Source organism: Fundidesulfovibrio terrae, assembly GCF_022808915.1.
Taxonomy (GTDB): domain Bacteria; phylum Desulfobacterota; class Desulfovibrionia; order Desulfovibrionales; family Desulfovibrionaceae; genus Fundidesulfovibrio; species Fundidesulfovibrio terrae.
Map to the genome: position 1 here is coordinate 1 of NZ_JAKZFS010000006.1, position 13,524 is coordinate 13,524.

The following is a 13,524-nucleotide window of genomic DNA, read 5'->3' on the forward strand; positions in this document are numbered from 1 at the left end:
GAATTTCCTGGTGGCCTTTGAGGAGGGGGTACACCCGATCCCATTCCGAACTCGGAAGTTAAGCCCTCCATCGCCGATGATACTGCTAGGACCGCTAGTGGGAAAGTAGGTCGCCGCCAGGTTCCTTTAAGAAAGGCCCGCACCAAAATGCGGGCCTTTCGCTTTTCGGGCGTACAGTGACCGCACCTCACCCAAAGCTCCGCTTTACGCGTTCAATCCACCATCGACCTCGATGGTGGCTCCGGTCACGAAGGACGCTTCCGGGCTAGCCAGGAAGGCCACCACGGCCGCCACCTCTTCGGGCTTGCCATAGCGGCCCAGCGCCGTGGCTTGTTTCAGGCTTTCGGCGAACTCGCCCTCGTCGGGATTCATGTCCGTGGCGATGGGGCCGGGTTGCACCACGTTGACGGTAATCCCTTTGGGACCGAAGTCCCTGGCCCAGCCACGGGTGTAGGCGGTGACGGCTCCCTTGGTCGCGGCGTAGTCAGCCAGTCCAGGGCCTGGGACATGGTCGGCCACGCAGGAGCCGATGGTGACAATCCGGCCGCCTTTGCCCATGAAAGCGGCGGCCGCGCGGACGGCGGCCGCCACACCGCCGACGTTGACGGCGAATTGGCGCTCCAGTCCGGCGAGGTCGCTGGTGGGGGCTCCGGTTATGCCGTAGACCGCGATGCCCGCGTTGTTGACCAGGATGTCCAGACGGCCGAAGCGTTCGATAACCGCCTCGACCAACGCCCGGACCTGGGCCGGATCGGCCTGGTCGGCCTTGATTGCGGCCGCTCGCACGCCCTTGGTTTCAAGGCCGCGCGCCACGGCCTCCGCCTTGTCGGCAGAGGCCGCGTAGCTTACGGCCACGTCCGCGCCGTCGTCCGCAAGGGCACGAGCGATGGCCGCTCCCATGCCTCGCGATCCTCCGGTGATCAGGGCCACCTTGCCCGCAAGTATTTTGCTCATGGCTCGCTCCTCGTTTTCGTCTGGACGTGTCGGCCGCCCCTCGGCGCTCATGGCATAGTGCCCATTCTCCACCGTATGATTGGGGCGGGATTTTCCGTCAACATGTTTATGGTCCAGGGCTCCGGCAATTGAACATCGCGTTGGAAGGGTGTATCCGCGCACATCGCCGTTGTTTCGGCGAGACGAGCAAAGACTTTTTTGAAGGTATACAGAGCATGCACCTTTCCCCCTCTTCCCCTATAGGCATCTTCGACTCGGGCGTGGGCGGCCTCACCGTGGCCCGCGCGGTCATGGAGCGCCTGCCCCGCGAGAACATCGTCTACTTCGGCGACACGGCCCGCGTGCCTTACGGCGTGAAATCCCGCGAGACAGTGGCCCGCTTCGCCGAGCAGATCGCCCGATTCCTTTTGGCCAAGCAGGTGAAGATGCTCATCATCGCCTGCAACACCATGGCCGCCGTGGCGTATGACACCGTGCGCGCCCTGTCGCCCGTGCCCGTGCTGGAGGTGATCGACGCGGGCGCGCGCACCGCCGTGGCCCGCACCCGCAACCGGCGCATCGGCATCATCGGCACGCCCTCCACCATCGGCTCCGGGGCGTATGTCACCGCCATACAGCGCTACGACCAAAGCGGAATGTTCCTGGCCACGGAGGCATGCCCGCTCTTCGTCCCCCTGGTGGAGGAGGGCTGGCTGGATCACCCCGTGACTCGGCTCACGGCCTTCGAATACCTCACGCCGCTTTTGGCCCAGAACATCGACACCCTTGTGCTCGGCTGCACGCATTATCCGCTGCTCAAGCCCATGCTGGGCTCGGTCATGGGGCAGGGCGTGCGTCTGGTGGATTCGGCCGAGGCCGTGTCCGAGCGCGCCGAGGATCTTCTGCGCGAGATGAAGCTTGAGAATCCGGGCCAGGGCGAACCCGAACATGTTTTCCACGTCACGGACGTGCCGCAACGCTTTCGGGAAGTGGGCGAACGTTTTCTCGGGCGCAGCCTGGGAACGGTGCGCGTTGAGAGCCTGTGCTGAACATCAACCACAGAGAAGGAACCATCCATGCCAAGCGACACCATCGTCATCAAGCAGGAGGACATCCCGGTCCGCAAGAAACAGCCCCCGCCGGGCAAGGCCATCCGGGACCCCAAGGCGTACCGCCGCCATCCCAAACACAGAAACCGCGACGACGGCGCCATGCGCCACGAAAAAGCGCCCGACGGGGACAACCCGCCGGGCGCTTCGTTTATTCCGGGGCCTTGGGTGCGTCAGGCAGTCTCGCTCAGTTTCTGCTCGATGAGGTTCTTGGCGCGAAGGGCCAGCTGGCTGACCTCGGGCTTGGATATCTGGTCGTCAGCGCCCACGGCCGTTCCCTTGTGGCGCAGCTTGTCGGTGATGAGCGAGGAGAACAACAGCACCGGGAGCTTGCCCAGGGCCGGGTCTTCCTTGATGCGCTTGGTCAGGTTGTGGCCGTCCATGGTAGGCATTTCGATGTCCGAGACCACCACCTGCACGTAATCCGAGACGGCCTTGCCTTCCTTTTCAGCCGTGGCCTTGATTCCCACGAGGCGCTCCCAGGCCTGCAGGCCCGTGGTGACCACCTCCACGTCGAAGTTGGCCTTTTCCATGAGGTCGCGCAGCATCTCACGCACCAGGGCGGAGTCGTCGGCGATGAGCGCCCGGTAGCGCTTGCTGGCCTTCCAGTCGATGCTGGTGTCCAGGCGCAGGCCCAGTTCGGGATTCAGGTCGGCTACGATCTTTTCCAGGTCCAAAAGGAAGACGATGCGGTCCTCCAGTTTGACCACGCCAGTGATGGAGTCGCCGCTCAAGGAGGAGACATAGGTGTTGGGCGGCTCCACGGCCTCCCAGCTCAGACGGTGGATGCGCGTGACGCCGGACACCAGGAAGGCGGAGGTCACCTTGTTGAACTCGGTGACGATGACCTTGGGGGATTCGTGCTCCGCGCGCTGCTTGCCGAGCCACACGGAGAGGTCCACCAGGGGGATGATGTGGTTTCGCAGGTTGAACGCGCCCTGCACCGACGGGTGTGAGACCTCGGGCAGCGCGGTGACGCGGGGCAGGCGGATGATCTCCAGCACCTTGGCCACGTTGACCCCGTAATAGCCCTTGTAGGACGTGAGGCCCGACGGGTCGCCTTCGGGCACGGCCTCGTCGAGGAAGAATTCGACTATTTCGAGCTCGTTGGTCCCGGCTTCGAGAAGAATATTGGTCTGGGCCATCGAGAGGGTCCTCCGCGGCTAGAGCGTGCGCAAAATCGCTTCCACCGAATCGATTATGTTTTTGGGCGTTGAAGCTCCGGCTGTCAAGCCGATACGGGTTTTGCCCCGCATATTTTCAAGCGGGAGTTCCGCTTCGGTCTCCACATGAGCGCAGGGCACTCCCTGGGCCTCGGCCACCTTGGCCAGGCGACGCGTGTTGCCGCTGTCGCGCCCGCCAACCACCACCATGAAGTCCACCTGCTTGGCGATGGCGATGGCCTCTTCCTGACGCTTCTGGGTGGCGTCGCAGATGGTGTGGAGTACGGGAATCTCGCGGCCGAGCAAGGCGAAAAGATAATCCCGGATGCGTTCGAACTCGGCCTCGTCCTGGGTGGTCTGGGCGGCCAGGAAATAGGCGTCGGCCGGGTCCGGGGCATAGGCCTGGATCTCCTCCAGGCTGTCGAACACGATGGCCCCGTGGGAGGCGTGGCTGAGCAGGCCGCGCACCTCGGGATGGGCCTCCTCGCCGTAGAGGAGCAGGATCTTCCCCTGGTCGGCCTCCCTGGCGATGAGCTTCTGGGCCTTCTTGACCTTGGGGCAGGTGGCGTCGGCCACGGTGAGGCCCCGGGCGGCCAGGCGTTCGTCCATCTGGCGGGGAATTCCGTGGGCCCGGATAAGCACCGTGGCCCCGGGGGCGATGGCCTCGGGCTCCTCGGAGCGGCGTACGCCCTTGGAGGCGTACTCCTCAAGCACCTGCGGATTGTGGATCAGGGGCCCGAACGTGTATAGGGGCGCGCCCGAAGCGTTCTCGGCAAGCAGCTGGTCGAGCTTGCGCAGGGCCAAGTCCACGCCCATGCAGAATCCCGCGGTTTTGGCTCTCAGGACGTCCATTCCGGTTCTCCCAGGTTGTCAGGATGGTGTTGCGGGCCGGTTGCCTGCCCGGCCACCGGTCCGGACTCGGCGATGCGCGCTGTGATTTCGCGCAAATGTTCCCACGAGGCGCAGGAGGCCACCTCCAGGCGCAGCGTGCGCGCCCCGGCCAGGTTGCGCACGTAGCGGGGCACGATGGAGCGCATGCGCAGGAGCGCCCGCTCCGGACGTCCGTGCTCGCGGATGAGGTCTGCGTGGCGTTCGATCATACGCGCGACCTCGGAGCCGGAGGGGCCGGAATGCGCGCTGTCCGGGCAGAGCAGGAATTTGCGGAACACGGCCGGGTCGTACATGGCTCCGCGCGCGAACATGACCCCGTCCACGCCGGTCTCGTCAATGCAGCGTTTGGCGTCCTCGGCCGTGAACAAATCGCCGCTGGCCATGACGGGAAGATTCGAGCGGCGCTTGAGCTCCCCGATATGCTCCCAGCGGGCCGTGCCCGAATAGCCTTGCCGGGCGTGGCGCGGGTGCAGGGTGAGCCAGGCAGCGCCTTCGTCCTCGAGGGATTTGGCGATGTCGAAAACGCTTAAGTCCTGGGCGTCCCAGCCGGTGCGCAGCTTGACCCCAACGCTGTCGGGACCGGCCTTGGCCACCATGGCCGCCACCACCTTGCGCAGCACGTCCGGGGTGCGCAGGAGCGCCGCCCCGGAGCCGGTCTTGACCACCTTGGCCACGGAGCAGCCGCAGTTCAGGTCGAACCAGCGAAAACCCGCCTCAAGGAGCATGTCCATGGCCCGGGAGAACATTTCCGGCTCGTTGCCGAAGAGCTGCACCACCAGGGGAGCGTCACCGGGGCAGGTGGCCAGGAGGTCCTTGGTCCCGGGGCTGTAATAGACCATGCCCTTGGCGCTGACCATTTCGGTGACGGCGCAGGCGGCACCCATCTCACGGCAGAGCATGCGGAAGGGCAGGTCGGAGTATCCGGCCAGGGGGGCCAGCCAGGGGCGGTCCGGGCCGATGGGGGGAAGATTCATGCGCGGGGGAACCTCGAGCCTTGGGGAATCGCGTGGCTTCCGGGAAGGACCCGGCGGCCAGTCGCGCCCGGTGAATCCTCTAACCATTCGTCTGGGTATTGGCAATGCCTGGATGAGCAACCATGCGGTTTCCCGGGGCATCCTTGACCTGGTTTTTGCTTTTGCCTATCCTCCAAGGTTCAAGCCCGTCCGCCCTGGCTTTCGGGTAATACCACCAAAGAGGAATCTATGTCGCCCAAATCCGAGCTTATCTGGTTCGATGGCGCCCTGGTGCCCTGGGATAAGGCCCAGGTGCATGTGATGACCCACACCCTGCATTACGGCGTGGGCGTCTTCGAGGGCATCCGCGCCTACAAGAGCGCCGGCGGCGGCTCCGCGGTCTTTCGTCTCAAGGAGCACGTCCACAGGCTCTTCGACTCCGCCAAGATCGTGGAAATCAAGATTCCCCACACCGAAGAGCAGATCGCCCAGGCCATCCTGGACACCCTCAAGGCCAACAAGATGGAGGAGGGCTACATCCGGCCCATCAGCTTCATCGGCACGGGCATGTCCCTAGGCGTTTTCCCGGGCAAGAACCCCATCCACACCGCCATCTGCGTGTGGCCCTGGGGCGCGTACCTGGGCGAGGAAGCCCTGCAGAAGGGCATCCGCATCAGGACCTCCTCCTTCACCCGGCACCACGTCAACGTGATGATGACCAAGGCCAAGGTCTGCGGCAACTACGTCAACTCGGTGCTGGCCAAGAACGAGGCCCTGGCCGACGGCTACGACGAGGGCCTGCTGCTGGACACCGAAGGGTACGTGTCCGAGGGCTCGGGCGAGAACGTCTTCATGGTGGTGAACGGCGTCATCAAGACTCCGCCGCTGACCTCCATCCTGTCGGGCATCACCCGCGAGGCGGTCATCACCCTGGCCAAGGACCTGGGCTACGAGGTGCGCGAGACCCGCTTCACCCGCGATGAGCTCTACACTGCGGACGAGGCGTTCTTCACCGGCACCGCCGCCGAGATCACCCCCATCCGGGAGCTCGACCGCCGCACCATCGGCGAGGGCAAGGCCGGTCCCGTGGCCATGGCGCTGCAGCGCGAGTTCTTCAAGGTGGTCAAGGGCGAGAATCCCAAGTACGCCTCCTGGCTGCACGGCTACACCATCTAATGCACCCACGCCGGGGGGCCCTGCGGCTCCCCGGCTAAAATACATGTCAGCCCAAAGCCTCACAGCGAAATACCGGCCGCAGCGCTTCAGCGACGTGGCCGGGCAGGAAGCCATCAAGCGGATCTTGTCCAAGGCGTCGGCCGAGGACAAGATCGCTCCCGCATATCTTTTTTCCGGCACGCGCGGGGTGGGCAAGACCACCCTGGCCCGCGTGCTGGCCAAGGCCCTGAACTGCGTCACCGCGCCCACGGGCGAGCCGTGCAACGAATGCTCCCAGTGCCGGCAGATCACGGCCGGGGTCTCCCCCGACGTCATCGAGATCGACGCCGCCACCCACGGCACCGTGGACGAGGCGCGCCGCCTCAAGGAAGACATCGGATACGCCCCCTTGCAGAGCCGCTACAAGGTCTTCATCATCGACGAAGCGCACATGCTCTCCAAGGCGGCCTTCAACGCGCTCCTGAAGACCCTGGAGGAGCCGCCCGGGCGTGTCACCTTCATCCTGGCCACCACCGAGCCCCACAAGATCCTGCCGACCATCATCAGCCGCTGCCAGCACTACGTGTTCAAGCGGCTCATGCAGCCCGAGCTGGAGGCCCACCTCACCAGCCTGCTGGACCGCGAGGGCATGGGCTTCGAGCCCTCGGCCGTGAGCCTGATCGCCAGGCGCGGGGCGGGCAGCGTGCGCGACTCCATGTCGCTTCTGGCCCAGGTGCTGGCCATGGGCGGACCGACGCTTCTCGAGCAGGACGTGCGCGACGTGCTGGGCCTGGCCGGACAGGACGTGTTCTTCTCGTTCATGCGCTCCTTCAAGGAGCAGGACTGCCTGGGAGTGAGCGGGCTTCTGCGCCAGGTGCTGGACCGGGGCCTGGACATCGGCTTCTTCCTGCGCGAGCTGGCCTCGTGCTGGCGCAACATGTTTCTCTTGAACCAGTCCGGCGAGAAGGCCCTGCCTGCGCTGGAGCTCACCGAGGAGGAAGGGGGGCAGTGGCTCTCCTGGGCCCGGGAGTTCGAGGCCCGGCACATCCACGCCTGCTGGCAGATGACCCTGGAGGGGCAGCGCCGGGTGATGACCAGCCTGGAGCCCGCCCTGGCCCTGGAACTCCTGCTTCTCAATCTGGCCTACATCCCCAAGCTTCTGTCCCTGGAGGCCATGAACGCGGGGTCGGCCCCGCGCCCCGGTCTTGCGGGATCGGGGGGCACGGGCGGCGCGCCCAGGCCCGCACCTCTGCAACCGGGACAAACCGGGCAGCCGGGCCAGGGCTACGCCCCTGCGCAACGGCCCGCTCCCTACGGAGCTCCGGCCCAGGCACAGCACCAGCCCGGACCGGGGCCTGCCGGCGCCCCGTATGGGGCTCCGCCCCAAGCTCCGCGATACGCGCCGCCGCAGGGGGCCGCGCCCGGGGGGGCTCCGTATGGAGCGCAGCCCCAGACCTCCCCACGGTACGCCCCGCCGCAAGGGGCGGGGCAGCCTGCATCGCGCGCCCCTCAGCCCGCTCCGTATGGGGCTCCGGCGGGCGAGAACGCCTCGCCGGGCGCTTCCAGGCCGGCGCCTTACGCAGCTCCAGCTTCCGCTCCCGGCGGACCCAGGCCGCATCCGGCTTCGGGACAGGATGGGCAGGGATCGCCCAAGGAGGGGCCGCAAAGCGACGAACCTCCGCCCTGGCGGGAGGACGACGTGCCCGCGCCCGCCGCGCCATCCGTCGCGCCGCCCTCGGCCGGGACTTCCGATAGCTCGGGGACGGCCCCGCACGAGGCTTCCGGTCGCTCCGGGAATGCCGCGCCGGGGCTTGCCTCTTCATCAGCAGGGCAGGCGCACGAAGAGGCCGGCACGTCCAGCGGCCCGGGTATGAACGGCTCTTTTGGCGGACCTGGAGAACCGGGCGCGCCCGGCATGGAAAGCTCCAGCGCCGGCAGCCCCCCTTGGGAGCAGGACGAGGACGCCTCCCCGCCGGAGGATCAGGAGTACGCCGCGCCGCCGCTAGAGGCCGCGCGTCCGCTGGGTCCGCCCACATGGAAGGGGTTCGTGAACTACGCCATGCACGAGGTGAGGAGCAATCCGCTGCTCAAGGTGGCCTTTCCGCAGATGACCGGGGCCTACGACGCCATGAACAGGGGCGGCACATTCCGGATCACCTGCAAGAACGAGTTCCAGGCGAACCAGATCAAGGGAAAGCCCGAGAACCTGGCGCTACTCCAGCGGCTGGCCAATGCCTACTTCGGGACGGCGGTGACGCTGGAACTGGCCGCCGAGCAGGGGCAGAAGCTTCTGAGCCAGAAGGAGCTGCGGGCCAAGGCCGAGCAGTCCGACCTGTTCAAGGAAGCCCGCGAAAGCATGGGCGCGTACATCATCGATGTGCGCGCCAAGAACTGACCGATATATCTACCGGAGGACGCCATGAAAGGTATGGGAGATATGCTGCGCCAGGCGCAGATGATGCAGAAGAAGATGCAGCAGATCCAGGAGGACCTGGGCAAGCGCACCGTGGAAGCCACCGCCGGGGGCGGCATGGTGACGGTGACGGCCACCGGTTCCCAGGACGTCGTGTCCATCGTGATCGACAAGGCGGTAGTGGACCCCAATGATGTGGACATGCTCCAGGACCTCGTGCTCGCGGCCGTCAACGACGCCCTGAAGAAGGCCCGGGAGATGCAGCAGTCCGAAATGGGGGCGCTCACCGGCGGCCTCAAGATTCCTGGACTTTTCTAACGAATGAAAGCCCTTCCCAAGCCGCTCGCCGACCTGGTGAGCGAACTGTCCTCGCTGCCGGGGCTCGGCCCCAAGTCGGCCCTGCGCGCGGCCCTGACGCTGCTCAAGTGGCCCAAGGAGCGCACGCAGCTCCTTGGGCGCGCCGTGCACGACCTGCGGGAGAACCTCTTCCTGTGCTCCAGCTGCGCGGGGTTGGCCGAGTCCGACCCGTGCCCCATCTGCTCGGACCCGGCCCGCAACGCCGAATCGCTGTGCCTGGTGAGCGAGTGGGACTCCATGCTGGCCCTGGAGGAGACCGGCCTGTACAAGGGCCGCTACCTGATCCTTGGCGGTCTCATTTCGCCGCTGGACGGCGTCGACCCATCGAGTCTTGAGATCGACCGCTTCCGGCGCAGGCTCTCCGAGGGCGCGGTGCGCGAGGTCATCCTGGCGCTGGGCACCACCCTGGAGGCCGAGGCCACGGCCAGCTACTTAAAAAACATGGTGGAGCGCGCCCATCCCGGCGTGCGCCTGACCCGCCTGGCCCAAGGCATCCCGCTGGGGGCCGAGGTCAAGTACGTGGACAAGGAAACCCTCAAGCAGTCCATGGTCCACAGGCAGGACCTCTGATCCCCCCATGCCCGCCGAACTGACCTGCGAGGTCCACACCGTCACCTTCTATTCCGAGGCCACCAGCTATCTGGTGGCCAAGGTGGCGGCCAAGGGCGAACCCGGCATCGTGACCATCGTGGGCACCATGGGCCAGGTGACGCCCGGGGAAACGCTTTTCCTGCGCGGCGAGTGGACCACACACGCGCAGTATGGCCGCCAGTTCAACGTGGAGTACTTCGAGCAGCGCATGCCCGCTTCGCTGACCGGCATCAAGCGCTACCTGGAGTCCAAGCAGATCAAGGGAGTGGGGCCGGTACTGGCGGCCAAGCTCCTGGGCGAGTTCGGCGACAAGGTGCTGGAGGTGATGGACGAGGACCCGGAGCGCCTGCTCAAGGTCAAGGGCATCACCCCCAAGGTGCTGGAGAAGATCACCGCCAGCTGGAACGAGCAGCGCGAGGTGCGCGGGCTCATGCTCTTCTTGCAGACCCACGACGTGCCCACCACCTTCGCCCAGCGCATCTTCAAGCACTACGGCGGGGGCGCGGTTCAGAAGCTCAAGGAGAACCCCTACGGACTGGCCTACGACATCCAGGGAATAGGCTTCAAGACCGCCGACGCCATGGCCCTGAAGCTCGGCTTCGCCCACGACTGCCCGCAGCGCCTGGAGGCTGCCGTGGTCTACGGGCTCTTCACCCAGAGCGACTCCGGGCACCTGTTCTACCCGAGGGACGAACTGCTGGAGAAGGTGGACGCCATGCTCGGCGGAGTGGGGCTGCACCTGCTGCTGGAGGCCCTGGAGAGCCTCATGCAGCAGAAGCGGGTGCGCGTGGAGTCCCTGCCCCAGCAGGACGTCTCCCACGCCGTGTACCTGACGCATTTCTACAACTGGGAGCGCGAGATCGCCGAGCGGCTTTTCGCCATCGCCTCGCACCCGGCCGCGTCCCCGGCCGAGAAGGTGGCCAAGCTCCTGCCCGCCGTTGAGGCCGAATGCGGCATCAAGCTCTCCAGCGAGCAGCACCTGGCCGTGTACCAAGCCTGCTCCAGCAAGTCCTTCATCATCACCGGCGGCCCCGGCACGGGCAAGACCACCATCACCAAGGCCGTGGTGAAGGTCCTGGATAAGCTCAATTACAAAGTGAAGCTGTGCGCTCCGACAGGGCGCGCGGCCAAGCGCATGAGCGAGGCCACGGGCTATCCTGCGTCCACGCTGCACAGGCTTCTGGGCTCGCAGCCCGGGGGCGGCTTCGCCCACAACGAGGAGCACAAGCTCAAGGCCGACGTGGTGCTGGTGGACGAGGCCAGCATGCTGGACGTGCAGCTTCTCTTGAGCCTCCTGCGCGCCCTGCCGCTCACCTGCCGGCTGATCCTGGTGGGGGACGTGAACCAGCTGCCGTCGGTGGGACCGGGCAACGTCCTGGGCGACCTGCTGGATTCCGGGGCGGTGGACCAGGCCCGTCTGACCCACATCTACCGCCAGGCCCTGGAATCCATGATCGTGGTCAACGCCCACCGCATCAACGAGGGCCAGTTCCCCCAGCAGTCCTTCAAGAAGCCTCCCGAGGCGGACTTCTTCTGGGTGGAGTGCGACGACCCGGCCCTGGTGCAGGAAAAGATCATCGACCTGGTGGCCACGCGCATCCCGCGCACCTACGGATACGATCCCCTGCGTGACATCCAGGTGCTTTCGCCCATGCACAAGGGCGAGGTGGGCACTCAGGCCCTGAACGAGCTGTTGCAGGACAGGCTCAATCCCTCGGGGCGGGAATTGGTCAGGGGAAAAAACCGCTTCCGCGTGGGCGATAGAGTCTTGCAGACGCGCAATAACTATGAAAAGGACGTCTTCAACGGCGACCTGGGTTGGATCGTCGAGGCCGACCCCCACGCGAGCGAGCTCACGGTGGATTTCGACGGCCGCCTCGTACCCTATGAGGCATCCGACCTGGACGAGCTGGCGCTGGCCTACGCCGTGAGCGTGCACAAATCGCAGGGAAGCGAATATCCCGTCGTCATCGTGCCCGTCGTCACGCAGCACTTCGTCATGCTCAAGCGCAACCTCATCTACACCGCCCTGACCCGGGCCAGGAAACTGGCCGTCATCATCGGCGGGAAAAAGGCCCTGGGCATCGGCCTTCATTCGGCCGGGACTTCAAAGAGATTCACGCACCTGCGCTACCGCCTGCAGGAATGCTTCAATCGTTAGCAGGATAAAACAAGCAGCAATGATCTTGAAAAAAACCGTCAGCCTGGTCTTGCGTACCGCCCTGGTCGGGGCGTGCCTGGTCTACGCCTTCTGGGGAGTGGACTTCGCGGAACTGGGAAAGGCCTTCGCCCGCTTCGACGCCACGGCCATCGCGATCACCACAGTGGTCTCCATACTCGGGTACGGGGCCATGGCGTTGCGCATGAATTTCCTCTCAGGATACACCTGCGGCAACGCGGTCGGGCTCAAGGCGTTTTTGTTGTCCATGGCCGTGAACAACGTCGTTCCGGCAAAGCTGGGCGAGCTGGCCAAGGCCTTCTACCTGCGCAAGGAGTGCGGCTATTCCCTGAGCCAGAGCATCAGCATGGTTTTCTGGGAACGCTTTTTCGACCTGAACGCCATCCTGGCCATGGGGTTGGTCGTGGCCTTCCACTTCAAGCTCAAGATGGCCTTTTTCCCGCTGGCGATCGGTGTGGGCAGCATCTGGGCCTGCCTGTTCTTCGTGCGCAAATGGCCCGAGAAGGCCGAGCGCATCATCGCCATCATACCCTTCGAGCGCTTGCGCGAATTCATCGTGGAAGTGAAACTCCAGCTGGTGCACGGGGTGACGCTGCGCTACCTGATCCTGCTCGGGGTCTACACGGCCCTGGTTTGGGCCCTGTACGCCGTGCCTACGTTCATGGTCATCTTCTGGGTGGCCGGGCTCAAGCTGACCATGGGCCAGACCCTGGCCGTTTTCATCATTTCCTCGCTGGGCATGGCCATGCCCTCCTCACCGGGAGCGGTGGGCGTGTTCGAAGCCGCGGTTATTTTCGGCCTGGGGCTCTTCAAGGTGGACAAGGAGCTGGCCCTGGCCATCGGCCTGCTCATCCACATGATGCAGTACATCCCCACCACGGTGACGGGGCTTCTGGTGCTGGCTAGAAGCGGGCTGTCGCTCAAGTCCATCCGGCACAGCGAAGAGGCCATGGAGGACGCATGAGCGTCGTCCCGTGCGTCCTGACCATCGCCGGGTCCGACTCCGGCGGCGGGGCAGGAATCCAGGCGGACCTCAAGACATTCATGGCTCACCGTTGCTACGGTTTGAGCGTCGTCACCGCCCTGACCGCCCAGAACACCATGGGTGTCGCGGGCATCCACGCCCCTGAGCCGGAGTTCGTGGCCCTGCAGCTGCGCACTGTCCTCGAGGACATCCCCGTGCGCGCGGCCAAAACCGGCATGCTCTTTTCCGCGCCCATCGCGAAAGCCGTGGCTGGGGTGCTTGCCGAAAGAAAGGATTTTCCCCTGGTGGTCGATCCGGTGTGCGTCTCCCAGAGCGGGCACGCCCTGCTCCAGGAGGACGCCGTGCGGGCCATCGTGGAGTCGGTGTTCCCCCTGGCGGACCTGGCCACTCCCAACCGCCCCGAGGCGGAACTGCTCACGGGCTTGGCCATCACGGACAGGCAAAGCCTCTTCGCCGCCCTCGAGCGGCTTCTTTCCTTCGGCCCCAAGGCTGTGCTGGTGAAAGGCGGGCACATGGAAGCGCAGGGCGGCATGCTGACGGACTGGCTGGCCGTTGCGGGCGAGGAGCCCTTGGCCCTGCCCGTTCCGCGCGTGGACACCCCCCACACCCATGGCACCGGATGCACGCTGTCGGCGGCGATCACCGCGCGCCTGGCCTTGGGCGATCCCCTGGCCCAGGCGGTGAAAAACGCCCAGGCATACCTCAACAAGGCCCTGGCATCCGGGTTCGCGGTGGGGCGCGGGGCTTCGCCTCCCGACCACCTGATCGGATTGCGCTGACCAGGCGCGCCAGGGT

At 65.7% G+C, this 13,524-nt stretch carries 12 protein-coding genes and 1 rRNA gene; 9 read left to right on the forward strand and 4 right to left on the reverse strand.

Annotation, left to right across the window (positions count from 1 at the left end; all coding sequences use genetic code 11):
• Window positions 1-6: 6 nt before the first annotated feature.
• A 5S ribosomal RNA gene (rrf, locus tag ML540_RS16270) occupies window positions 7-122 on the forward strand.
• An 82-nt stretch (window positions 123-204) separates the two neighbouring features.
• Here the strand turns inward: rrf and ML540_RS16275 are convergent.
• Entirely contained in the window at window positions 205-954 is a 750-nt protein-coding gene (locus ML540_RS16275) for an SDR family NAD(P)-dependent oxidoreductase (protein WP_243363790.1), read from the reverse strand.
• A 215-nt stretch (window positions 955-1,169) separates the two neighbouring features.
• On the opposite strand from ML540_RS16275, the gene murI reads away from it, so the two are divergent.
• Entirely contained in the window at window positions 1,170-1,982 is an 813-nt protein-coding gene (gene murI / locus ML540_RS16280) for a glutamate racemase (protein ID WP_243363793.1), read from the forward strand.
• Between the two features lie 233 nt (window positions 1,983-2,215).
• Here the strand turns inward: murI and ML540_RS16285 are convergent, their stop codons facing one another.
• Genes ML540_RS16285 through ML540_RS16295 form a run of 3 tightly spaced genes read right to left on the reverse strand, consistent with a single transcriptional unit; the run spans window position 2,216 to window position 5,070 of the window.
• The gene (locus tag ML540_RS16285) at window positions 2,216-3,187 is read right to left on the reverse strand and encodes a chemotaxis protein (protein ID WP_243363795.1); all 972 of its coding nucleotides are present in this window, start codon (window positions 3,185-3,187) and stop codon (window positions 2,216-2,218) included.
• Between the two features lie 18 nt (window positions 3,188-3,205).
• Window positions 3,206-4,057, reverse strand: a complete 852-nt coding sequence (gene ispH / locus ML540_RS16290) for a 4-hydroxy-3-methylbut-2-enyl diphosphate reductase (protein WP_243363806.1) — start codon at window positions 4,055-4,057, stop codon at window positions 3,206-3,208.
• Window positions 4,045-5,070 carry a tRNA dihydrouridine synthase gene (locus ML540_RS16295; protein WP_243363809.1) on the reverse strand — a complete coding sequence of 342 codons (1,026 nt, stop codon included), beginning with the start codon at window positions 5,068-5,070 and terminating at the stop codon, window positions 4,045-4,047. Before ML540_RS16295 ends, ispH begins: the two co-directional genes overlap by 13 nt.
• A gap of 228 nt (window positions 5,071-5,298) precedes the next feature.
• On the opposite strand from ML540_RS16295, the gene ML540_RS16300 reads away from it, so the two are divergent.
• Genes ML540_RS16300 through thiD form a run of 7 tightly spaced genes read left to right on the forward strand, consistent with a single transcriptional unit; the run spans window position 5,299 to window position 13,508 of the window.
• Entirely contained in the window at window positions 5,299-6,225 is a 927-nt protein-coding gene (locus ML540_RS16300; RefSeq protein ID WP_243363811.1) for a branched-chain amino acid transaminase, read from the forward strand.
• A 43-nt stretch (window positions 6,226-6,268) separates the two neighbouring features.
• Window positions 6,269-8,599: a DNA polymerase III subunit gamma/tau gene (dnaX, locus tag ML540_RS16305; RefSeq protein ID WP_243363825.1), complete on the forward strand. Its 2,331-nt coding sequence runs from the start codon at window positions 6,269-6,271 to the stop codon at window positions 8,597-8,599.
• Between the two features lie 24 nt (window positions 8,600-8,623).
• Window positions 8,624-8,935 (forward strand): YbaB/EbfC family nucleoid-associated protein, encoded by a 312-nt coding sequence (locus tag ML540_RS16310; protein WP_243363835.1) that lies wholly within the window; start codon window positions 8,624-8,626, stop codon window positions 8,933-8,935.
• Window positions 8,936-8,938: 3 nt separating this feature from the next.
• The gene (gene recR, locus ML540_RS16315; RefSeq protein WP_243363837.1) at window positions 8,939-9,544 is read left to right on the forward strand and encodes a recombination mediator RecR; all 606 of its coding nucleotides are present in this window, start codon (window positions 8,939-8,941) and stop codon (window positions 9,542-9,544) included.
• A 7-nt stretch (window positions 9,545-9,551) separates the two neighbouring features.
• Window positions 9,552-11,726: an SF1B family DNA helicase RecD2 gene (recD2, locus tag ML540_RS16320; protein ID WP_243363838.1), complete on the forward strand. Its 2,175-nt coding sequence runs from the start codon at window positions 9,552-9,554 to the stop codon at window positions 11,724-11,726.
• A 19-nt stretch (window positions 11,727-11,745) separates the two neighbouring features.
• Window positions 11,746-12,708: a lysylphosphatidylglycerol synthase transmembrane domain-containing protein gene (locus ML540_RS16325; protein WP_243363839.1), complete on the forward strand. Its 963-nt coding sequence runs from the start codon at window positions 11,746-11,748 to the stop codon at window positions 12,706-12,708.
• The gene (gene thiD / locus ML540_RS16330) at window positions 12,705-13,508 is read left to right on the forward strand and encodes a bifunctional hydroxymethylpyrimidine kinase/phosphomethylpyrimidine kinase (RefSeq protein WP_243363840.1); all 804 of its coding nucleotides are present in this window, start codon (window positions 12,705-12,707) and stop codon (window positions 13,506-13,508) included. Before ML540_RS16325 ends, thiD begins: the two co-directional genes overlap by 4 nt.
• The last annotated feature ends 16 nt before the right edge of the window (window positions 13,509-13,524 follow it).

Excerpts from the sequence above, each read along its gene's own strand:
- ML540_RS16295 (WP_243363809.1), bottom strand. The coding sequence starts at position 5,070 with ATGAATCTTCCCCCCATCGGCCCGGACCGCCCCTGGCTGGCCCCCCTG.
- ML540_RS16300 (WP_243363811.1), top strand. The coding sequence starts at position 5,299 with ATGTCGCCCAAATCCGAGCTTATCTGGTTCGATGGCGCCCTGGTGCCC.
- dnaX (WP_243363825.1), top strand. The coding sequence starts at position 6,269 with ATGTCAGCCCAAAGCCTCACAGCGAAATACCGGCCGCAGCGCTTCAGC.
- ML540_RS16275 (WP_243363790.1), bottom strand. The coding sequence starts at position 954 with ATGAGCAAAATACTTGCGGGCAAGGTGGCCCTGATCACCGGAGGATCG.
- ispH (WP_243363806.1), bottom strand. The coding sequence starts at position 4,057 with ATGGACGTCCTGAGAGCCAAAACCGCGGGATTCTGCATGGGCGTGGAC.
- recR (WP_243363837.1), top strand. The coding sequence starts at position 8,939 with ATGAAAGCCCTTCCCAAGCCGCTCGCCGACCTGGTGAGCGAACTGTCC.
- ML540_RS16325 (WP_243363839.1), top strand. The coding sequence starts at position 11,746 with ATGATCTTGAAAAAAACCGTCAGCCTGGTCTTGCGTACCGCCCTGGTC.
- recD2 (WP_243363838.1), top strand. The coding sequence starts at position 9,552 with ATGCCCGCCGAACTGACCTGCGAGGTCCACACCGTCACCTTCTATTCC.
- murI (WP_243363793.1), top strand. The coding sequence starts at position 1,170 with ATGCACCTTTCCCCCTCTTCCCCTATAGGCATCTTCGACTCGGGCGTG.
- thiD (WP_243363840.1), top strand. The coding sequence starts at position 12,705 with ATGAGCGTCGTCCCGTGCGTCCTGACCATCGCCGGGTCCGACTCCGGC.
- ML540_RS16285 (WP_243363795.1), bottom strand. The coding sequence starts at position 3,187 with ATGGCCCAGACCAATATTCTTCTCGAAGCCGGGACCAACGAGCTCGAA.
- ML540_RS16310 (WP_243363835.1), top strand. The coding sequence starts at position 8,624 with ATGAAAGGTATGGGAGATATGCTGCGCCAGGCGCAGATGATGCAGAAG.